19 protein-coding genes and 5 tRNA genes are annotated in these 18,419 nt (G+C 71.1%); 11 read left to right on the top strand and 13 right to left on the bottom strand.

Annotated features, from left to right (window positions below):
* Positions 1-310 (bottom strand): LacI family DNA-binding transcriptional regulator (locus BMY89_RS02380; RefSeq protein ID WP_139217899.1); only part of this gene is annotated, 310 nt, incomplete at its 3' end.
* Between the two features lie 88 nt (positions 311-398).
* On the bottom strand, positions 399-1,691 hold the full coding sequence (locus tag BMY89_RS02375) for an extracellular solute-binding protein (RefSeq protein ID WP_092374100.1): 1,293 nt from the start codon (positions 1,689-1,691) through the stop codon (positions 399-401).
* Between the two features lie 257 nt (positions 1,692-1,948).
* Here BMY89_RS02375 and BMY89_RS02370 point away from each other — a divergent pair, with 257 nt between their 5' ends.
* The 3 genes from BMY89_RS02370 to BMY89_RS02360 all read left to right on the top strand — a co-directional run bounded on the left by BMY89_RS02370 (position 1,949) and on the right by BMY89_RS02360 (position 5,886).
* The gene (locus BMY89_RS02370) at positions 1,949-3,571 is read left to right on the top strand and encodes a glycoside hydrolase family 43 protein (RefSeq protein ID WP_092375420.1); all 1,623 of its coding nucleotides are present in this window, start codon (positions 1,949-1,951) and stop codon (positions 3,569-3,571) included.
* Positions 3,572-3,928: 357 nt separating this feature from the next.
* Complete coding sequence (locus BMY89_RS02365; protein WP_092374098.1) at positions 3,929-5,122, top strand: endo-1,4-beta-xylanase; 1,194 nt, start codon at positions 3,929-3,931, stop codon at positions 5,120-5,122.
* 98 nt (positions 5,123-5,220) lie between these two features.
* A complete protein-coding gene (locus tag BMY89_RS02360) occupies positions 5,221-5,886 on the top strand; it encodes a polysaccharide deacetylase family protein (RefSeq protein WP_092374095.1) in 666 nt (221 codons plus the stop codon).
* Between the two features lie 33 nt (positions 5,887-5,919).
* On the opposite strand, the gene BMY89_RS02355 is transcribed toward BMY89_RS02360, so the two are convergent.
* The 3 genes from BMY89_RS02355 to BMY89_RS02345 form a co-directional block, all read right to left on the bottom strand.
* Positions 5,920-6,342, bottom strand: a complete 423-nt coding sequence (locus tag BMY89_RS02355) for a zinc finger domain-containing protein (RefSeq protein ID WP_092374091.1) — start codon at positions 6,340-6,342, stop codon at positions 5,920-5,922.
* 11 nt (positions 6,343-6,353) lie between these two features.
* Positions 6,354-6,428, bottom strand: a tRNA-Val gene (locus BMY89_RS02350).
* 37 nt (positions 6,429-6,465) lie between these two features.
* Positions 6,466-6,538, bottom strand: a tRNA-Gly gene (locus tag BMY89_RS02345).
* Positions 6,539-6,688: 150 nt separating this feature from the next.
* Here BMY89_RS02345 and BMY89_RS02340 point away from each other — a divergent pair.
* A complete protein-coding gene (locus BMY89_RS02340) occupies positions 6,689-6,931 on the top strand; it encodes a DUF6458 family protein (RefSeq protein WP_092374088.1) in 243 nt (80 codons plus the stop codon).
* 61 nt (positions 6,932-6,992) lie between these two features.
* On the opposite strand, the gene BMY89_RS02335 is transcribed toward BMY89_RS02340, so the two are convergent.
* Both BMY89_RS02335 and BMY89_RS02330 read right to left on the bottom strand, forming a co-directional pair.
* Positions 6,993-8,222, bottom strand: a complete 1,230-nt coding sequence (locus BMY89_RS02335) for an FAD-dependent monooxygenase (protein ID WP_092374085.1) — start codon at positions 8,220-8,222, stop codon at positions 6,993-6,995.
* Positions 8,219-8,815, bottom strand: a complete 597-nt coding sequence (locus tag BMY89_RS02330) for a PadR family transcriptional regulator (protein ID WP_092374082.1) — start codon at positions 8,813-8,815, stop codon at positions 8,219-8,221. Before BMY89_RS02330 ends, BMY89_RS02335 begins: the two co-directional genes overlap by 4 nt.
* 124 nt (positions 8,816-8,939) lie before the next feature.
* On the opposite strand from BMY89_RS02330, the gene BMY89_RS02325 reads away from it, so the two are divergent.
* Positions 8,940-9,272: a nuclear transport factor 2 family protein gene (locus BMY89_RS02325; RefSeq protein WP_092374079.1), complete on the top strand. Its 333-nt coding sequence runs from the start codon at positions 8,940-8,942 to the stop codon at positions 9,270-9,272.
* A gap of 65 nt (positions 9,273-9,337) precedes the next feature.
* On the opposite strand, the gene BMY89_RS02320 is transcribed toward BMY89_RS02325, so the two are convergent.
* From BMY89_RS02320 to BMY89_RS02310, 3 genes are all read right to left on the bottom strand, one after another.
* Positions 9,338-9,412 (bottom strand) — tRNA-Val (locus BMY89_RS02320).
* Between the two features lie 12 nt (positions 9,413-9,424).
* Positions 9,425-9,495 (bottom strand) — tRNA-Cys (locus BMY89_RS02315).
* A gap of 34 nt (positions 9,496-9,529) precedes the next feature.
* Positions 9,530-9,602: transfer RNA gene (locus BMY89_RS02310), tRNA-Gly, on the bottom strand.
* A 313-nt stretch (positions 9,603-9,915) separates the two neighbouring features.
* Between BMY89_RS02310 and BMY89_RS02305 the strand changes: the two genes are divergently transcribed.
* Both BMY89_RS02305 and BMY89_RS02300 read left to right on the top strand, forming a co-directional pair.
* Complete coding sequence (locus tag BMY89_RS02305) at positions 9,916-10,518, top strand: TetR/AcrR family transcriptional regulator (RefSeq protein WP_092375417.1); 603 nt, start codon at positions 9,916-9,918, stop codon at positions 10,516-10,518.
* A gap of 81 nt (positions 10,519-10,599) precedes the next feature.
* Positions 10,600-11,175 (top strand): TIGR03086 family metal-binding protein, encoded by a 576-nt coding sequence (locus BMY89_RS02300; RefSeq protein ID WP_092374076.1) that lies wholly within the window; start codon positions 10,600-10,602, stop codon positions 11,173-11,175.
* Positions 11,176-11,256: 81 nt separating this feature from the next.
* Here BMY89_RS02300 and BMY89_RS02295 read toward each other — a convergent pair whose 3' ends face one another.
* Entirely contained in the window at positions 11,257-12,171 is a 915-nt protein-coding gene (locus BMY89_RS02295; protein WP_232521007.1) for a hypothetical protein, read from the bottom strand.
* Between the two features lie 176 nt (positions 12,172-12,347).
* On the opposite strand from BMY89_RS02295, the gene BMY89_RS02290 reads away from it, so the two are divergent.
* From BMY89_RS02290 to BMY89_RS02275, 4 genes are all read left to right on the top strand, one after another.
* Positions 12,348-13,016 (top strand): class I SAM-dependent methyltransferase, encoded by a 669-nt coding sequence (locus BMY89_RS02290; RefSeq protein WP_092375412.1) that lies wholly within the window; start codon positions 12,348-12,350, stop codon positions 13,014-13,016.
* A gap of 9 nt (positions 13,017-13,025) precedes the next feature.
* Positions 13,026-14,219: a cytochrome P450 gene (locus BMY89_RS02285; protein ID WP_372433333.1), complete on the top strand. Its 1,194-nt coding sequence runs from the start codon at positions 13,026-13,028 to the stop codon at positions 14,217-14,219.
* An 85-nt stretch (positions 14,220-14,304) separates the two neighbouring features.
* Positions 14,305-15,234 (top strand): ATP-binding cassette domain-containing protein, encoded by a 930-nt coding sequence (locus BMY89_RS02280; protein ID WP_092375409.1) that lies wholly within the window; start codon positions 14,305-14,307, stop codon positions 15,232-15,234.
* Positions 15,231-15,983, top strand: coding sequence for an ABC transporter permease (locus BMY89_RS02275; RefSeq protein ID WP_092374073.1), 753 nt, complete (start codon positions 15,231-15,233; stop codon positions 15,981-15,983). Before BMY89_RS02280 ends, BMY89_RS02275 begins: the two co-directional genes overlap by 4 nt.
* 21 nt (positions 15,984-16,004) lie before the next feature.
* Here the strand turns inward: BMY89_RS02275 and BMY89_RS02270 are convergent, their stop codons facing one another.
* Together BMY89_RS02270 and BMY89_RS02265 are read right to left on the bottom strand one after the other, a co-directional pair.
* Entirely contained in the window at positions 16,005-16,682 is a 678-nt protein-coding gene (locus BMY89_RS02270; RefSeq protein ID WP_092374070.1) for a response regulator, read from the bottom strand.
* Positions 16,679-18,373 (bottom strand): sensor histidine kinase, encoded by a 1,695-nt coding sequence (locus tag BMY89_RS02265; RefSeq protein WP_232521006.1) that lies wholly within the window; start codon positions 18,371-18,373, stop codon positions 16,679-16,681. The genes BMY89_RS02270 and BMY89_RS02265 overlap by 4 nt, the downstream gene beginning before the upstream one ends.
* Between the last annotated feature and the right edge of the window lie 46 nt (positions 18,374-18,419).

The raw sequence follows: 18,419 nt of genomic DNA, 5'->3' as shown, positions 1-18,419 counted from the left end.
GGCGGTGGATGGCCGAGACCACCGTGCCGACCCCAGAGGCGTGCGCCACGTCCTCCACACCCCGAATGATCTCCACCGCCCACGGGCTGTCCAGATCGTTGAACACCAGATCCACCAGACCCGAACTCGCCCGCATGCTCGGCGGACGACGCCGATAACCATGCCGCGTCAGCAGCTCCTCCACCCGCTCCCGGGTCTGCGGAGCCACATCCGAACGACCATTGATCACCCGCGACACCGTCGGCACCGACACCCCGGCCAGGCGCGCTATCGCCGCGATGGTCACCGTACGGTTGTCGTTGGTGGCCATGCGTCCTCCCTTTTCTCGCTCATCCTCGACGCCGGCGGACCGCCTCGCCGACAAGCTGTCGTTCGGCGACGGCGTAGACCTCGCGGGATCACTGCCGTTTCGCCACCCTGGTGATGTCCTTGACGATCTGGGCCGGCCCCTTGGTGCCGGCGACCAACTCGGCCGCGCTGTTGTTGATCTGCTGGCCCACCGCCGGCGGGTACGCCTGGTCGAGGTAGAGCTGGAAGCCGGTGGCGATGCCCAGGTTGGCGGCCACGACCTGGTTGTTCAGGTCCTTGATGCCGCCGGTCGCAGCCTGGTTGGTGGGCAGCACCGCGCCGGTCTGTGCGGCCCTGCGCTGGTTCTTGGCCTGCAGCAGGGTGCGCAGGAACTCCACCGTCGACGCCGGTGCGTCGCGACCGACCGCGAAGCCGTTGCCGCCGCCGAACGCGTCCGTCGCCGCGCCTTTGCCGCCCTCGACGGCCGGGAAGGGGAAGAAGGCGAGCCGGTCACCGAGACCTCGCTGGCTGGTCGACGACGACGCCTGCACCGACGGGGCCCACTGCCCCATCAGCTCCATGGCGGCGCCCTCGTTGCCCATCGTGGCGGCCTGCCCGTTCTCGGATCCGTACTCCGCGCGGAGGAAGCCCGGCTGGAACGGCTGCATGTCGACCAGTTCCTTGAAGTGTTCGCCGGCGGCGACGAAGTCCGGGGTGTCGAAGTTCCGGTCCTCGGCCGCGCGCGCCAGCGCCTCGAGGCCGCCGATGCGCATCGCCAGGTACGCCCAGTAGTAGTGCCCGGGCCACTTGTCCTTGCCGCCGAGCGCGATCGGGACGATGCCGGCCGACTTGAGTTTGCCGACGGCCACCAGCAGCTGGGCCCAGGTTGCCGGCGGCGTCTCGATGCCGGCCTTGGCGAAGTGGTCCCGGTTGTACCAGAAGCCGACCATGCCGATGTCGAACGGAATCCCATAGATCCGGTTGTCCACCGTGTACGGCTGCACCGCGGCGGGCAGCAGCTGCCCGATCCACTCCTTGACGTCCTCGGTGATGTCCTTGACCAGGCCGGCCTCGACCTGCTGCTGCAGCGCGCCGCCGCCCCACGACTGGAACAGGTCCGGCGGCGTCTTCTTCTCGACAGCGGCGTCCAGCTTGGTCTTGAACGCCTCGACCTCCAGTGGCTGGACCTCGATGGTGACGTTGGTGTGGCTGCCTTCGTACTGCTTTGCGAAGTCCGCCCAGACGCTGAGCATCGGTTCGGCGTCCTGGACATGCCACCAGTTGATCGTCTGCGGATCGCCCGGCGTGTCGGTTCCGTCATCCCCACAGGCGCCGAGCAGGAGCGTGCCGGCGCCCAGGCCGGCCAGACCCAGCAGCGACCGGCGGGAGATGTGCGCTGTCATGGTTCGTCCCTTCGAGAAACGGAGGAGGAACACGGAGCACCGCCGAGATCGACGGCAGGCTATAGGACTGCGAGTCGCAAGTTTCGGTTCAGTACCGATATTTTCGATGTGATGGCGGGCACGTTACGACGCGTTTGCGTCGGCGGTCAAGGGGCTGTCGCGAGCGAACGCCAGCCGATACCGTGAGCGCAATCTTGAGGCTCCCGGTACGCATATTTCCGGGAATGCACCGGGATCAGAACATGAAGGAGTCGAACATGTCGACCGAGATCGCAGACGTGGCCACCGCCCGGTCGATCCGCAACCCTGTGCTCACCGGCTTCCACCCAGACCCGTCCATCCTGCGGGTCGACGACGACTATTACCTGGCCACGTCGACCTTTGAGTGGTACCCGGGGGTGCGGGTACACCACTCGAAGGACCTTGTGCACTGGCAGGCACTGGGTGGCATCGTCACCGAACGTCGCCTGCTCGACCTGCGCGGCTGCGGCGACTCCAACGGGATCTGGGCACCGGACCTCACCTACCACGACGGGTTGTTCCATCTCGTCTACAGCGATGTGGCCAGCTTCGCCAGCGGCTACTGGGACGCGCAGAACTTCCTCACCACCGCCCCCGCCATCACCGGCCCGTGGTCGGACCCGGTGCGGCTGCACTCGCACGGCTTCGACGCCGCGCTGTTCCACGACGACGACGGCACCACCTGGCTGCTGGCGATGAGCGCCGACTGGCGGCCCGGGCGCGACCGCTTCGGCGGCATCGAGATCCAGCAGTACGACCGGGCCCGAGGACAACTGGTCGGCAAGCCCCGGATCATCTTCACCGGCACCGAGGTCGGTCTCACCGAGGGACCGCACATCTACCGACACGACGGCTGGTACTGGCTGGTCACCGCCGAGGGCGGCACCAGTTGGGAGCATCAGGTCACGGTTGCCCGGTCCCGGGATCTGTTCGGGCCGTATGAGGTCGACCCGGCCGGTCCGCTGCTCACCTCCGTCGGCCGGCCCGATCTCACCCTGCAGAAGGCCGGCCACGGCAGCCTGGTCCGCACCCCGCAGGGCGACTGGTACCTCGCCCACCTGGTGGGCCGCCCCTACACCCCGCTGGGCAACTGCGTGCTGGGCCGGGAGACCGCGTTGCAGAAGGTCGACTGGTCACCCGGAGGCTGGCCGACCATCCCCGGCGGCGTTCCGGCCGACGAGATCGCCGCTCCGGACCTGCCGGCCCACCCGTGGCCCGACGAGCCGGCCACCGACGACTTCGACGCCCCGGAGCTGGCCACCTGGTGGTCGACCCTGCGCCGGCCGGCCACCGACGACTGGATCGACCTCCGCTCGCGCCCGTCGCACCTGCGCGTACACGGTGGCCAGTCCCCGGTCGGCCTGCAGACGCCGAGCCTGGTGGCGCGGCGGGTGGGGGCGACGCGCTGCTCACTGGAGACCGTGGTGGAGTTCGAGCCGGGCGACCATCGGCACCTGGCCGGGATCACCGGCTACTACAACACCCAGAACTGGCACTACCTCTACCTGACCCGCGCCGATGACGAGCGGGTCGTGCTGGAACTGCTCAGCTGCGACAGTGGCCGCCGTACCGCGTACCCGCAGCACACCGTCGACACCGGCGACGCCGGCCGGGTCGGCCTGCGGGTGAGCTTCGACGGCCCGGCGCTGCGCTTCGCGTACGACCTGGGGGACGGCTGGCAGCAGGTGCCCGTCGAACTGGACGCCACCATCCTCTCCGACGAGCACGCGGCCCAGATCATCGACGGTGAACCGGCCGCCTGGGGCTTCACCGGTTCGCTGCTCGGGCTGTGGGTGCAGGACATCGGCGGCGACGGCCGCTATGCCGACTTCGACCACGCCACCTATCTCGAGCACTGATCCGGCGTCGGTCACGCCCGCCACCCGCACCACCCGCCACCCGCCCGGCCGTCCTGATCGGCCTGGCGGGTGGCGGTGTCATGCCCGCCAGATCCGGAAGTTCCCGGTTCGGGGGTGGATGGCACGAGCAGGGCACACGGCCGAGTTCCGGAAGTATTCGCGGTTGACTGTGGTCATCGATGGCCTTAACGTTTCGGCAAAGTTACCGATCGCTCTCCGGAAGATATCGGCGCCGCCGCGACCGACTCGACTCGTCCGAGCCTCGACGCCGATCACCACTGCCAACGCGCTCAACCCCGGACCCGGACCCTGCACTTCATGATCGACGGATGTCGATCAGACACGAAAGGACGGCAGATGAAGGTGAGACGGTGGATGACCGCCGGCGCGGTCGCCGTCGCGACCGTGGCGGCGTTGAACACGGTGCCGGCCACCGCTGGCAAGCCGTACGACCCGACCGCGCAGACGCTCGGCGCGCTCGGCCTCCGCCATGGCCTCCAGGTCGGCACCGCGGTCAACATGGACGCCCTCAACGACGCCGACGATCCGCAGTACCGCAAGATCGCCGCGACCGAGTTCGCCTCGGTCACCGCCGAGAACGTGATGAAGTGGGAGAGCCTCGAACCCACCCGCGGCAACTACAACTGGGGCCCTGCCGACCAGTTGGTCGACTTCGCCAAGCGCAACAGGCAGAGCGTACGCGGCCACGTCCTGGTCTGGCACAACCAGCTGCCCGCGTGGCTCACCAGCGGCGTCGCCGACGGCTCCATCAGCAAGCAGGAGCTGCGCGAGCTGCTGCGCAAGCACATCACCACGGTTGCCAAGCGCTACAAGGGCAAGATCTGGCAGTGGGACGTGGTCAACGAGGCGGTGAGCGACCCCTGGGACACCCCACCCACCCTGCACTACAAGGGCTTCTGGGCGGAGAACCTCGGGCCGGGCTACATCGCCGACGCGTTCCGCTGGGCCCGCGCCGCCGACCCGAAGGCACTGCTGTTCTACAACGACTACAACATCGAGGCGTTCGGCTCCGGCAACCCGGCCGACGACAAGACCCAGTTCGTCTACGACATGGTCAAGAAGCTGCGCGCCCAGGGCGTGCCGATCGACGGTGTCGGCGCCCAGGGTCACCTCGGCACCCAGTACGGCAACTTCAACACCTTCCAGGTCACCGAGGCGCTGAAGAAGTTCACCTCGCTCGGGGTCGCCACCGCGTTCACCGAGGTCGACGTCCGCAGCCAGATGACCGAGGGCGTGCAGGCCGGCAACTCGGAGGAGATCAACCCCAGATTGCAGGCGTCCGCGGCCAACTTCAGCGTGCTGATGAAGGCCTGCCTCGCGGTACGCAGCTGCCTGTCGTACACCGTCTGGGGCTTCAGCGACAACCACTCCTGGGTGCCGGGCTGGTTCGACGACCCGCCGGAGGGCCTGGCCACCATCTACGACGAGAACTACCAGCCCAAGCTCGCGTACCACGAGATCAAGTCCGATCTGATCTTCGCGGGTCCGCCGTTCGTCCTGCCCCGCCTCGCACCCAAGCCCCGCCGCTGACCCTCGTCACGACGGGCGGACCAGCCATCCACCACCAGCGGGCCGTGTGGGGCGCGTCGAGCGCCCCACACGGCCCACCCACCCGGAAGGTCCGACCGATGTCGTCAACCACGCAGCCCCTACGACTCCCGCGTGCCGCCGCCGGGTTCGGGCCGGGCGCCGGACCGCCACCGGTACGCCCCACCGAGGTGATCGGCACCGACCGTGCGGTCTGCCTCACCTTCGACGACGGACCACACCCGGAACACACCCTCCGACTGCTCGATGTGCTGGCCGCCCAGCAGGTCCGGGCGGTCTTCTTCCTGCAGGGCAATCACGTCATCGAACACCCCGAGGTGGTGCGCCGGATCGTCGCGGCCGGCCACGCGCTGGGCAACCACGGGATGCGTCACGACGACATGGGCACCTGGACCGCCGGACGGATCGCCTCGGACCTGCTGGAGACCAACGCGGTGATCCGGCACGCGGTGCCGCACGCCCGCATCCCCTACTTCCGGGCACCGTACGGGGCCTGGGGGCAGACCCCGTCGGTGGCGACCGCGCTCGGGATGCGGCCGATGGGGTGGCGGCTCGCCGTTACCGACTGGGAGCCGCCCGGCACCGACGAACTGCTGCGGAGGATCACCGAGGGCGTCGCGCCGGGTGCGGTGGTGCTGCTGCACGACGGCGGCGGCGACCGCAGCCAGACAGTCGACGCCGTCGAGCGCGCGATCCCCGTGCTGCGGGCGCACAGCTGGCGTTTCGCGCTGCCCGACGGCGACTGAACCCCCTCCTGCGACAGTCGCGGCTCGGGGGCTTTAGAGCCTGTTCCGTTCCGGGTGCGTCCCGTCGACCATCTTGTGGCCCGGCATGTTCACGCAGTGCGACGCGGGCTCGGCCCCGCAGACCGGGCACGGCCGCCACTCCTGGACCGGGCCGGCGTCATGGCCCAACATCATGGCGATCTCGCTGATCTCGTCGGCCAGGTTGTGCAGGCGGGGATCACGGTGCCGGACGGCAGCCTGGTGGATCTCTTGAACCGTCTGTCGCGCCCGCTCCAGCCTGTGCCGCGCCGTGCGCCCAGGGTCAGAAGACATGCGCGCCGGCTTCCCGGGAGGGCAGGAATGAAACCGACCGACTCGGGACAACGCGTGGTGCTCGGCCTGCTTGTCAGTGATCTTGAGCGGCCAGGTCAAAGACTGAATGCCCGGCTCGAAGAGCGGGCATTCAGTCGACAGCATCCGAATTGTCTTGGTGGGCGATACTGGGTTTGAACCAGTGACCTCTTCCGTGTCAAGGAAGCGCGCTCCCACTGCGCCAATCGCCCGTGGTGATCGCCACACCCCAAGGTGTGACTAACCGCGAGCGGACGACGGGATTCGAACCCGCGACCCTCACCTTGGCAAGGTGATGCGCTACCAGCTGCGCTACGTCCGCCTGCCCCGGCTGGCGGGGACGGGGCAACTCTACCCGATGACAAGATCGCCCGGGCGACGGCCCCGGCGTTGCCGTGATTGCGCCGCTCACCGCCGGGGTACAGACATCCCTCGACAGCACACCGCATCCCCTGCTCATTAGGAGGCTGTCATGGGTATCGGCACCAGTATCTTCCTGCTGGCGCTCGGCGCCATCCTCACCTTCGCGGTCAACGCCAGCATCGGCGGGCTCGACCTGGACGTGGTCGGGTGGATCCTGATGGCCGCCGGCGTGCTCGGCCTGATCTTGACGACCCTGGTCTGGGGCCGCCGCCGTCAGGTGGTCGCCGCACCGGAGGAGCCGGTGGAGTACCGCCGGGTCGAGGAGCGCCGGGACGTCACGCCGCCGCTGTGACCAGCCTGAAAAGGTCGCGCCGCAGATGATGGTGCCGGTCACCGGACGGTGACCGGCACCATCATCTGTCGACTCGGGAGGGCCGGCCGGCCAGCTCCGTGGCCACCGTGGTCTCCCAGTCGATCCGGTACCGCTGCTCCGGGCCGAGTGTCCGTTCCGGATTGAGGAACGTACGCAACGCCAACGGCATCATGATCCGCATCATCCGCGTCGCGATCGGCCCGGCCGTCTTGGTGGAGGTGGTCTGCCGGCCCCGCCGGACGACCTTCTCCACCCGCGCCCGACGCAGCCGCTCGTAGGCGGCGAACGCGGCCGGCACCTCGGGAAAGTCGCGCAGGCACCGGGACAGTTGCACCGCGCTCTCCACGGCCAGTGACGCGCCCTGGCCGGAGCTGGGCGAGGGCGCGTGCACCGCGTCACCGACCAGGACCATCCGGCCGGCGTGCCAGCGTGGCACGGGGGGCATGCTCTCGATGGACCCGATGGCGACCAGGTCCTCGGGGTCGGTGTGGGCGAGCACCTGCCGGGCCGGCACGTCGTCGGCGAACACCGCGCGCAGTCGGCGCAGCCACTGCTGCCTCGGGATCTGGTTCGCCTCCGCGTAGCTGACCGGCTGCCGGTCCGGCACGTTGGCGAACCAGGCGGTCCGGCCGTCGGGCTGCACCCAGTAGCCGAAGAACGCCCGGGATCCGAAGACGAAGTACATCGCCTCCGGGTCGGCGTCGGGCACCGCGTACCGGGCGGCTCCACCGAGGTTGAGCAGCGGCAGCACCTGCGGCTCGGGTGCCTGAGGGTCGATCAGGGTACGCACCCGGGACCGGATGCCGTCCGCGCCGATCAGCACGTCGGCGGTGGCGGTGGAGCCGTCGGCGAACCGGGCGAGCACGCCGTCGTGGCTCTGCTCGGCGTCGACCAACCGCTTGTCGTACCCGATCCGTACACCCTGTGCCTGCGCCCGCTCGCGCAGCACCCGGGCCAGGTCGTCGCGCCAGAGCCCGAGCGTCACCGGCTCGACGGCGACGTGCGGGAACGCGCCGATACGGCCGCCCCGGCCGTCGGTGACGACGGTGCGCCGCATGGGTAGGCCGACGCCCCGGACGGCCTGCTCGGCGTCGACGCAGCGCAGCGCGGCCAGCCCGTTGGGCGCCAGGGTCAGGGTGACACCTCCATCGGCGGCCGGCGGGTACGCCTCGTGGACTGTCGCCTCGATCCCGGCGCGGCGCAGCGCCATCGCGGTCACCGGACCGGCGATCCCTCCGCCGATCACCAGCGCGGTTCGGACAGTGGTCATGTACGACCCCCCATGGTCTCCTGCCAGGACTGTGCGTAGTCCGGCTGCTTGAGTGACTCGACGAGTTCGGCGACGAACCGGCGCTCCGCCTCCAGCAGTGCGAGCGCGTACTGCTCCTCGACCAGGAAGATCCACGCGACGCCGTCGGCACGGGCGTCGTCCATGGTCGTGCGGGTCTCCTCGATCCGGCCGGCCAGCGCCGCGCTGCGGCGACGGAGCACCTCGACGGCCTCGTCGGGCGGGAGCAGGCTGAGCAGCGACAGGGCGACAGCGAAGTGCGGATACTCCTCGCGCGGCTGGGCCAGCAGGGCACGCAGCCAGTCGTGCACCTCGTGCCGGCCCTCGTCGGTGATCGCGTAGACCGTGCGCTCGGGGCGGGCGCTGTCCCGGACCGTCTCCTGTGGCGCGACGAAGCCGGCCCGGGTGAGCTGCTCGATGACCATGTAGAGCGAGCTGCGGGTGTACCGGATGTGCCGGTCCTTGCCGGTCTGCTTCAGCCGTCGCCCCAGCTCGTACGGGTGCATCGGCTCCCACAGCAGCCAGGCCAGCACGGCCAGGGCGAGCGGGTTGGGGACCCTCCGGCGTCGTTCCAACGAGAACTCCTTTAGTCAGTACTGACTATGCGGCGTTGACTATCTGGTGTCAATCTCCGCGAAAGTCGGAGCGGTCATGAAGGATCAGCACCGTCCACCGTCTGGACTCACGAGGAGGTCACCGATGCCCGAGACCACGAACGCACCCGAGATCATCCGTCGGTACTTCGAGCTGGCGTCCCAGCCGGATGCCGAGACGTACTTCGCGCTCTTCGCCGACGACGCCGTCGTCCAGGACGAGGGCCGGACGCACGTCGGCCTCGACGCGATCCGGGCCTGGCGTGCCGACGTGCCGCTGGTGACGTACGAGATCACCGACGTCGAGCAGACCCCGGTCGGCACGGTCGTGACGGCCACCATCAGCGGCGACTTCCCCGGCAGCCCGGTTGCCGGCCTGCGGTTCCGCTTCGAGGACTACGACGACCGGCGTATCCGTCGGCTCCGCATCGCGCCCTGACCGCAAACGGCGCGAAGGCCCGGCTCGGTGAGCCAGACCTTCGCGCCGTACCGATATCCATCTTGTGGTGGGCGATACTGGGTTTGAACCAGTGACCTCTTCCGTGTCAAGGAAGCGCGCTCCCACTGCGCCAATCGCCCTAGCTATTACCGAGGTGGGGACGGGATTTGAACCCGCGTACACGGCTTTGCAGGCCGTTGCCTCGCCTCTCGGCCACCCCACCGAGGTTGCCCCCGTCATGCGTGGCGGCAGCTCCGAGCGGACGACGGGATTCGAACCCGCGACCCTCACCTTGGCAAGGTGATGCGCTACCAGCTGCGCTACGTCCGCACGCCCCCGAGTTAACCGGGTGACGGATGAGAACTCTAGCCGAGGGGCCGAACGGTTGCCAAATCGGGTTCCGCCCCCGGCGAGTCCGAAATCCCCGAGTTGGTGAGCGGAATCCCGCCCCTATAGCTTCCTAGGCAGCTGGGTCACTTTCTGGCGGACGCCCTTTCCCGGGTCGGCGAAACGCCGCCGCCCGCAACCCAGGCCAGGTGGAATATGAGTGCTCGGCAACTGTCCGGCTTCCGACTGTCGCAAGCTGGATCTACCGAGGTTCGGTGACGGCCCGTGTCCGTTTCGATGGGCTACGGTGACGGACGTGACGAGACGTGCGGCCGAGATCCGCCTGGATGCCCTGCTGCGCACCGCATGTGACGTGATCGCGCAACGCGGGTTGGCGAACACCCGCACGGCGGACGTGGCCCAGGCCGCCGGCGTGAGCCAGGCCCTGGTCTTCTACCACTTCGCAACGAAGGAACGGCTGCTCGCCCAGGCGTTCGCGTACGCCGTCGAGCAGGACCTTGCCCGCCTCGACGCGGTGACCCGTTCCAACGCCCCGCCCCTGACCAAGCTCCGGCGGATCCTGCGCCTCTACACCCCGGCCGGGCGACCCACCTCCTGGTCGATGTGGATCGACGGCTGGTCGGAGTCGTTGCGCACCCCCGAGTTGGAGAAGGTCTCCCGCAAGCTCGACCTGCGCTGGCGGCAGGATCTCGCCACGGTGATCTCCGACGGGGTCCGCGAGGGCATCTTCGACTGCGCCGATCCGGCCGGCGCGGCCTGGCGGATCAGCGCCGTGATGGACGGCCTGGCGGTGCAGCTCGCGGTGCACGACCGGGTCATCTCCCGCCGACAGTTCACCGACTGGGTGCGCCTGGTGACCGCGCGCGAACTGGGGCTCGAACCCGCCCAGCTGGAGTAGCCCACCGCCCGGATCCGGCAGGGCCTGTCCCGATGGGCCGAACCGGCCGCCGACCGCTCCGCTGACGGCAACAATGGCGGCATGGAGCTGCTGGAGACGTACCGCCGCAGCCTGGCCGAGTTCATCGACCGGGTGGAACAGGTCAGCCCTGCCCAGTGGTCGGCCCCCACCCCCTGCCCCGGCTGGGACGTGCGCACGGTGGTCGATCACGTGGTCAGCGAGGAGCGCTGGAGTGTGCCGCTGCTCGCCGGACGCACCATAGAGCAGGTCGGCGACCGGTACGACGGCGACCAGCTCGGTGCCGACCCGGTCGAGGCCGCCCGTGACGCCGCGGCGCAGGCCGAGCTGGCCGCCGCCCACCCCGGTGCCCTGGCCCGGACCGTGCACCTGTCGGCCGGTGACACCCCCGCCGAGGAGTACCTGCACCAGCTGCTGGCCGAGCACCTCGTGCACGGTTGGGACCTGGCCGTGGCGATCGGTGTGGACCCCGTGATGGACGCCGACGCGGTCTCCCTGGCCGCCCGCTGGTTCTCCCGCCACGTCACCGACTACCAGCGCGACGGGCTGGTCGAACCCGAGACCGAAGTGTCCGCCGGGGCCGGCGAGCAGGACCGGCTCATCGCCGCCTTCGGCCGCGACCCCGACTGGGCCCCATGACCGTCCCGACCGGCGACCATTGCCGTCCTGACGGAGGCCCCGGCGGGACGGCCGCAGCCGACCGCTCCGCCGGGGCCGATGTCAACTGAGGTAGCCGCCGTCCCGGGGCACCGTCCGCCACCGGCTCCGCGCGCCGGGTTGGCGCTCCCAGCGACCGGCGGTGGCGGCGACACCGACGCCGTCGACCACCGGCTCGGGTTCCCGGGTCAGCTGCCGCAACCGCAGCAGCAGGCCGACCCCGAGGAACAACAGCAGACCACCGAGCAGGAAGGCGGCCTCGGTGAGGCCGATCCCGCCGTTGCGGGACACCTGGTTGCCGGCCGCGCCCGCGTCCGGCGGGTCGGCCGCGCCACCGGCCGCCGCCACGTCGTCGGCGGAGCCGCTCTCCTCCTCGGCCGGATCCACCGTCGGCACCTCGACCGGCTCATCGGTCGGGTCGACCGTCGGCACCGACGACGGGGTCGGCGCCGCGGTCGTGGGACGGGCCGCACCGCCGCGACCGACCACCTCGCGGGTCGCCGTCTGGCGGGACAGCAGCTGCAGGTTCTGGTCGTACGCCTCGGCGGCCAGGCTGACCCGGCCCTGGTCGACGTCACCGGCGAACGCGATCCGGTACTGGGCGGTGACCGTCCGGCCCGGACAGAGCGTGCCCGGATCCAACTCACGGTCGGTCAGCCGCGCCGCGGCACCCTCGGTCCGCACCTCCACCGGGAACGAACCGGTCTCCTCGATCCGGTCCACCCGCACCTGGTCCAGCCGCAGCCCCCGCACGCTCATCACCATCGACCAGCGAACCTTGATGCAGCCACCCTGATCCGTGCGGGACACCACGGCGGAGACCGTCTCCACCCGCCCGCCGGCGGTGAACTGGTCCGGCAGGCCGCCGAGTTCGGTGGCGAACGCCGCCTGCGCCGGCGCGGCCATGGCGACGTCCACCCCGGTGAGACATGCCAGTACCACTCCGATCCGTAGCGCGTTCCGCCACAGCCTCTTCACGATCAGTCCTCCCGTTGGTTGCCTCCATTCGCAACGCTAGGAGCGCGCAAGGCCACCCGGTAGACGGGCGTGTTGGCACGGACCGTGAAGCAAGATGCCCGATTTCACGCACGGTATTGAACCGACTACCAACAACCCGCGACACGCCGTCCCGGGTGACGGTGCACAATCAGCCGGTGTCCGCGCTCTCCGCTGCCTTTGTCCGACTGCACGCCCGGCTGGCGCCCGTCGCCTTCGTACCCGAGGTGCGGCTGCACCAGGCGGACGAGCCGATCGGCCTGTGGGAGCTGACCGAGGGCGAGTTCCGCAGCGACCGGCCGCCACCGTTCTGGGCCTTCGCCTGGGCCGGCGGTCAGGGCCTCGCCCGCCATGTCACCGACCATCCGCAGGTGGTCGCCGGCCGCCGGGTGCTCGACCTGGCCTCGGGCTCCGGCCTGGTGGCCATCGCCGCCGCCCGGGCCGGCGCGGCCCACGTCCGCGCCGTGGAGGTCGACGAGCTGGCCGTCGCGGCGGTCACCCTCAACGCCGAGGCCAACGGGGTACGCGTCGACGCCGAACTCGGCGACATCCTCGACGGCGACGCGGGAGACGCCGAGGTGGTCCTCGCCGGTGACGTGTTCTACAGCGCGGCGATGGCCAACCGGGTACTGCGGTTCCTGCTGCGCGCCGCCCGGTCCGGTGCCTCGGTGCTGGTCGGCGACCCGGGACGGGCCTTCCTGCCCCGGGACCGCTTCGACGAACTCGCCCGCTACGAGGTGCCGGTCAGCGAGGCGCTGGAGAGCGTACGGGTGAAGCGCACCACGGTGTGGCAGCTGCGCGCGGGCCGGCCGAAGTCGGACGGCTAGCGTGACGCCGTGCTGTTCCGCAGCTGGGAGCAGGCCCCGCAGGCCACCGAGGGTGCCGGGGCCGGTAGCGACATGCTCCGGTGGCCCGACGTGGCCCGCGTCGCCGACCAGGTGGGCGTCGAACACCTGCTGGTGACCCGGCACGCGCTGGTCCGCCAGGTGCTCACCGATGCCGCGACGTTCCGGCCGGACAACGCCCTGGACGCGATCACCCCGATGCCGGTGGCCGCGCTGCGGGTGCTCGCCGCCCACCGCTTCCGGTTGCCACCGACGCTGGCCAACAACGGCGACGCCACCCATCCCGGCATCCGCGCGCTGGTCGCCGATGCCCTACACCCCACGCGGGTGGCCGCCCAGCGGGACTGGTTGGCCGGGCTGGTCCGGCAGCGGGTGAGCGAGCTGACCGCCGCCCTGGACCGGGGTACGCCGGTGGACCTGCACGCCGACCTCGCCGCCGACCTGCCGCTGCTGGTGCTGGCCCGGCTGGTCGAGCTGCCCGACGCCCCGGTGACGGCGGTCAAGCAGTTCGCCCGCGCGGCGCTGGAGCTGTTCTGGGCACCGCTGGACGCCGACCGGCAGCAGGTCCTCGCCGCCGAGGTGGGCCACTTCCACCAGGTGCTGCGGGAGTTCGCGGCCACCGGCGGCGGGCTGGCCGGGGAGCTACGGGCCGCCGGCCACCCGCCCGACGTGCTGGTCGGCGCGCTGTTCTTCCTGCTGGTTGCCGGCCAGGAGACCACCTCGCAGTTCCTCACCCTGCTGCTGCACCGGCTCACCGGGGAACCGGCCGTCCTGGCCGGGCTGCGTGACGGCTCGGTGAACGTCGGCGATGTGGTCGAGGAGGGGCTGCGACTCGAACCACCGATCGTCACCTGGCGGCGGGTCGCCGCCGTCGACACCACGCTGGGCGGGATCGCGGTGCCGGCGGGCACCAGTGTGGTGCTGTGGCTGGCCCGAGCCGGACGGGACCCGGCGGTCGTGCAGTCGCCGGACGAACTCCGCCCAGGGCAGCGTGGGTCGCGCCGGCACCTGGCCTTCGGGGCGGGCGTACACCGCTGCGTCGGCGACCAACTCGCCCGGATGGAAGCCGCCACGCTGGTGACCGCGGCCGCACCGCTGCTGAGCGGGGTACGCGTGGTTCGCCCGCCCCACTATCCCGACAATCTCACCTTCCGGATGCCCGACACCTTCGTTGTCCGCCGCTGAACAAGGCGTGAGTTGACGAAAGTCAGTGCCGGGTGGTGCCTTTCGGGCACGGCGGGCCGAGCCGTCGCGGACCTACCGTCCGGACATGATTACGTTACGTGCGTTGACCAAGCGGTTCGGGGAGACCACCGCGGTCGACGAGCTGACCGTCGACATCGGTCCCGGCCGGGTCACCGGCTTCCTCGGGCCCAACGGCGCCGGCAAGTCGACCACCATGCGGCTGATCCTGGGCCTGGACCGCCCCACCGGCGGCCAGGCGCTGATCGGCGGGCAGCCGTACCGCAAGCTGCGCCGGCCGCTGCACGAGATCGGTGCGCTGCTGGACGCGCGGACCCTGCATCCCGCCCGGTCCGGCCGGGCTCACCTGTCCGCGATGGCCGCCAGCAACGGCATACCCGACCGCCGGGTGGAGGAGGTACTCGCCACCGTCGGGCTCGACGATCGGGCCGCGGCAAAACCGGCCCGCGCGCTCTCGCTCGGCATGGGTCAGCGGCTCGGCATCGCCGGTGCCCTGCTCGGCGACCCGCCGGTGCTGATGTTCGACGAACCGGTCAACGGCCTCGACCCGGACGGCGTGCGCTGGATCCGGCAGCTCAGCCGGTCCCTGGCAGCCGAGGGCCGGACCGTGCTGATCTCCAGCCACCTGATGAGCGAGATGCAGCAGACCGCGGACTGGTTGGTGGTGCTGGGCCAGGGCCGGCTGATCGCCGACGCGCCGACCGCTCAGGTGATCGCCGGCAGCGGGCTCGCCGTGCGGGTCCGCAGCCCGCGACCGACCGAGCTGGCTGCCCTCGCCGATCGGCTGACCGCCGCCGGTGCGGTGGTCGAGTCCGGCGGAACGGGCGAGCTGACCGTCACCGGCAGCACCGTCGAGCGCGTCGGCGAGCTGGCGTACGAGCTCGGGGTGCCGCTGCACGAGTTGGCCTCGCACGAGGCATCCCTGGAGCGGGCCTTCATGGCGCTGACCGCCGACCACGTCGAGTACCCGGCCGGCACGGGAGGTGCGTCGGCATGACCACGATCCGCGCGGAGTGGACCAAGCTCCGGACGGTACGCGCCACCTGGTGGACGGTGCTCGCCGCGGTGGTGCTCATGGCCGCCACCGCCGGACAGCTGGCGATCTACGTCGCCAACGGCAACACCAACGACGATCCGAGCGACGACGCCGGGGTGGTCCCGCTGGGCAGCGTCCTGATCGATTCGCTGGAGCTGGTCCAGTACGCCGTACTGGCCCTCGGCCTACTCATGATCACCAGCGAGTTCACCACCGGGACGATCCGCACCACCCTGCAGTGCACGCCGTCGCGGGGTCGCGTACTGCTGGCCAAGGCGGCGGTGGCGGCGGCCGTGACCTTCGTGCTCGGGTTGCTGCTCGGCGCGGTCGGCGCGCTGGTCGCCTCGCTGGTGCTCGGTGAGTGGGGTGCCGCGCCGGTGGCCGGCACCCTCCGCGACGTCGTCGCCCTGGCCACCTACCTGGCGTTGATCGGTGTCCTCGCGCTCGGACTCGGCGCCGTGCTGCGCAGCGCGGTGCTGACGTTGACGGTGCTCCTCGCGGTGCTGATGATCGTGCCGCTGTCGTTGCGTGAGCCGGACATCACCGCGCTGCACCGGATCGCCGACGCCTTCCCGGGCGAGGCCGGGCAACACCTCCTGGCCGGCGACGGGCAACCGTACCCACCGGCGGTCGGGCTGCTGCTGCTCGCCGGCTGGGCCGCCGTGGCGCTGCTGGGCGGGCGAGCGGCGCTGCGCAGACGCGACGCGTGAGAGGTCGGGCGGGGCTGGTTCCTACTCGACCGGTTCGACCAGCCCCGCCTCGTACGCGAGGATCGCCGCCTGCACCCGGTTACGCACCTCAAGCCGGGTGAAGATGCTGGTCAGGTAGGTCTTCACGGTGCCCTCGACCAGATGCAGCCGGCGGGCGATCTCGGCGTTGGACAGTCCCGCCCCGACCAGCGCCAGCACCTCCCGTTCCCGGCTGGTCAGCCCGACCAGCCGGTCCCGCGCCAGCGGTCGGCGGGCGACCCGGTCGCCGCCCAGCTCGATCACCCGGCGGGCCACCGTTGGGGACAGGTACGCGCCGCCACCAGCGACCGCGTGCACCCCGGCGATCAGTTCCCGCGGATCGCCGGACTTGAGCAGGAAGCCGCTGGCCCCGTGCCCCAGCGCCCGGGCCACCTGGTCGTCCTCGCCGAACGTGGTGAGCATGATGGTGGCCGTCTGCGGCACCGACCGGCGGATCTCGGCAGCAGCGGCGAGCCCGTCCAGCTTCGGCATCCGGATGTCCAGCAGGGCCAGCCGAGGCCGGTGGGCACGGACCAGTTCCACGGCCGTCCGGCCGTCGCCGGCCTCGGCGACGACCTCGATGCCGGGGTCGGTGGCCAGGATCGCCCGGACCCCTGCCCGGATCATCGCCTCGTCGTCGGCCAGCAGCACCCGTACCGGCTCCAACGGGATACCCGTCATTCGTTCATCCGCTCCTTGCTGACCAGCCGCCCGTCGGCGAAGCACAACCGCCACGTCGGCTGGGCCAGCGGGAAGTTGCCGTCGGTGTAGTACTCGCAGTCCGGCCGCGCCCCGGCGGGCCGGTCGACCTGCCGGGGCGGCAGGCCAGCCAGGTCGCCCCGGGCCGCACCCACCGGCAGTTGCTCGAAGGTGCTCCGGTCCAGCACCGCGCCGACGGTGGCGACCGGGTAGTAGATCAGCGACAGTGCCAGCGCGAGGCCGACCGGTGCGCCGAGCGCCACCAGCAGGCTGCGCCGGACCTGCCGGCGGGCTGCCGCGCCGACCGGCTGGCCGCCGGCAGCAGCACCCGAGCCGGCCAGGCCACCGGCCGGAGCCACATCGGGCCGGTCAGCCACGTCGGGCCGGTCGGCCACATCGGGCCGGTCAGCCATATCGGGCCGGTCGGTCACGTCGGGCCGGGCCACCGTTGCGGCGTCATGGTCAGTAGCGGTGGGGGTCGGCACGGGTAGCCGGGCTCGGACGGCGAAGCCGCCCTGCGGGCATGCCCCGGCACTGAGCGAGCCACCGGCGAGCCGGACCCGTTCGGCCAGGGCGAGCAGGCCGGAGCCGGTGGCGGGCGGTCCCGGCAGCGGACCGGCCGGCGGCGACCCGTTCACCACCTCGACCACCACGCCGTCCACTCGCCGGACCAGGCTGACCGTCACCTCGGCTCCGGGCGCGTACCGGGCGGCGTTGGTCAGCGCCTCGCGGACCAGCCCGTACGCGGCGTGCCCCGTCAACTCCGGCAGGGCCTGCGGTACGTCCAACCGGCCCGGCGGCACCTGACGCGGATTCGGCGGCATGTCTCGCAGGTCCAGCCGCACCGCCATGCCGGCCTCCCGCGCGCCGTCGACCAGGTCGGCGATGCCCTCCCCGGCGGGACGGGTGGTGACCGCAGCGGTCTCCTCACGGAGCACCCCGATGATTCCGTGCAGCCGCTCGGTCGCCTCGGCCACACTGGCCCGCAGCTCACCGGCGGCGGCGCGGTGCCGGGGATCGAGGCCGTCGGCGAGTTCCAGCGCGGCGGCACGCAGCGCGATCAGGCTCAGCGCGTGCCCGAGCGAGTCGTGCATCTCCCGCGCGATCCGGGCCCGCTCACGCAACCGGATCCGTTCCGCCTCCCCCTGTCGCTCGTGCGCGCGGGCCTGCTCGTAGCGGCGACCGGCGTCGACCAGAGCAGTCTGTTGCCGCCGGTACCTGCCGATCAGCCAGGGGAAAACGCCCGCGAAGAGCAGCACCGTGGCGAGCAGGAACCAGGTGGCCATGCCGGTACCGAGCAGCCCGAGGTTGAGCACCGTGCCACCGGCCGCGATCACCGCGAACACCACGGCCACCGGCAGCGTACGCGGACTGCGTCGGCCGGCCAGATAGCTGAACACCGGGATGGCGAAGACGAAGTTTCCGTCGAGCAGCGTACCGAGCACCACCACGATCAGGGCGGCTAGCGGCAGCCGTCGACTGACCGCGACCGCGACACCGGCCCCGCCCAGGCCGATGAGCAGCGACACCACGGCGTCGCGGGAGTACGGCGGAGTGGCACCGACGTACCCGAACGGCGCCGCCAGCACCGCCCAGAGCAGCAGGTCACGCCACCTCTCGAAGCTTCTGCCCGGATTCAGGCGGCTCCGCCACCGGTTTCGCACGGGGGTCACGCTACCCACCCCCGGGCCGGGGTCGACACTGACGAAAGTCAGCAGG

It is taken from the genome of Micromonospora phaseoli, assembly GCF_900109115.1.
Lineage (GTDB): Bacteria > Actinomycetota > Actinomycetes > Mycobacteriales > Micromonosporaceae > Micromonospora > Micromonospora phaseoli.
The sequence above is the reverse complement of the archived record's forward strand: the minus strand, read 5'-3'. Positions and strand labels throughout refer to the sequence as shown.

Excerpts from the sequence above, each read along its gene's own strand:
- BMY89_RS02375 (WP_092374100.1), bottom strand. The coding sequence starts at position 1,691 with ATGACAGCGCACATCTCCCGCCGGTCGCTGCTGGGTCTGGCCGGCCTG.
- BMY89_RS02370 (WP_092375420.1), top strand. The coding sequence starts at position 1,949 with ATGTCGACCGAGATCGCAGACGTGGCCACCGCCCGGTCGATCCGCAAC.
- BMY89_RS02365 (WP_092374098.1), top strand. The coding sequence starts at position 3,929 with ATGAAGGTGAGACGGTGGATGACCGCCGGCGCGGTCGCCGTCGCGACC.
- BMY89_RS02360 (WP_092374095.1), top strand. The coding sequence starts at position 5,221 with ATGTCGTCAACCACGCAGCCCCTACGACTCCCGCGTGCCGCCGCCGGG.
- BMY89_RS02355 (WP_092374091.1), bottom strand. The coding sequence starts at position 6,342 with ATGCTGTCGACTGAATGCCCGCTCTTCGAGCCGGGCATTCAGTCTTTG.
- BMY89_RS02340 (WP_092374088.1), top strand. The coding sequence starts at position 6,689 with ATGGGTATCGGCACCAGTATCTTCCTGCTGGCGCTCGGCGCCATCCTC.
- BMY89_RS02335 (WP_092374085.1), bottom strand. The coding sequence starts at position 8,222 with ATGACCACTGTCCGAACCGCGCTGGTGATCGGCGGAGGGATCGCCGGT.
- BMY89_RS02325 (WP_092374079.1), top strand. The coding sequence starts at position 8,940 with ATGCCCGAGACCACGAACGCACCCGAGATCATCCGTCGGTACTTCGAG.
- BMY89_RS02300 (WP_092374076.1), top strand. The coding sequence starts at position 10,600 with ATGGAGCTGCTGGAGACGTACCGCCGCAGCCTGGCCGAGTTCATCGAC.
- BMY89_RS02280 (WP_092375409.1), top strand. The coding sequence starts at position 14,305 with ATGATTACGTTACGTGCGTTGACCAAGCGGTTCGGGGAGACCACCGCG.
- BMY89_RS02275 (WP_092374073.1), top strand. The coding sequence starts at position 15,231 with ATGACCACGATCCGCGCGGAGTGGACCAAGCTCCGGACGGTACGCGCC.
- BMY89_RS02270 (WP_092374070.1), bottom strand. The coding sequence starts at position 16,682 with ATGACGGGTATCCCGTTGGAGCCGGTACGGGTGCTGCTGGCCGACGAC.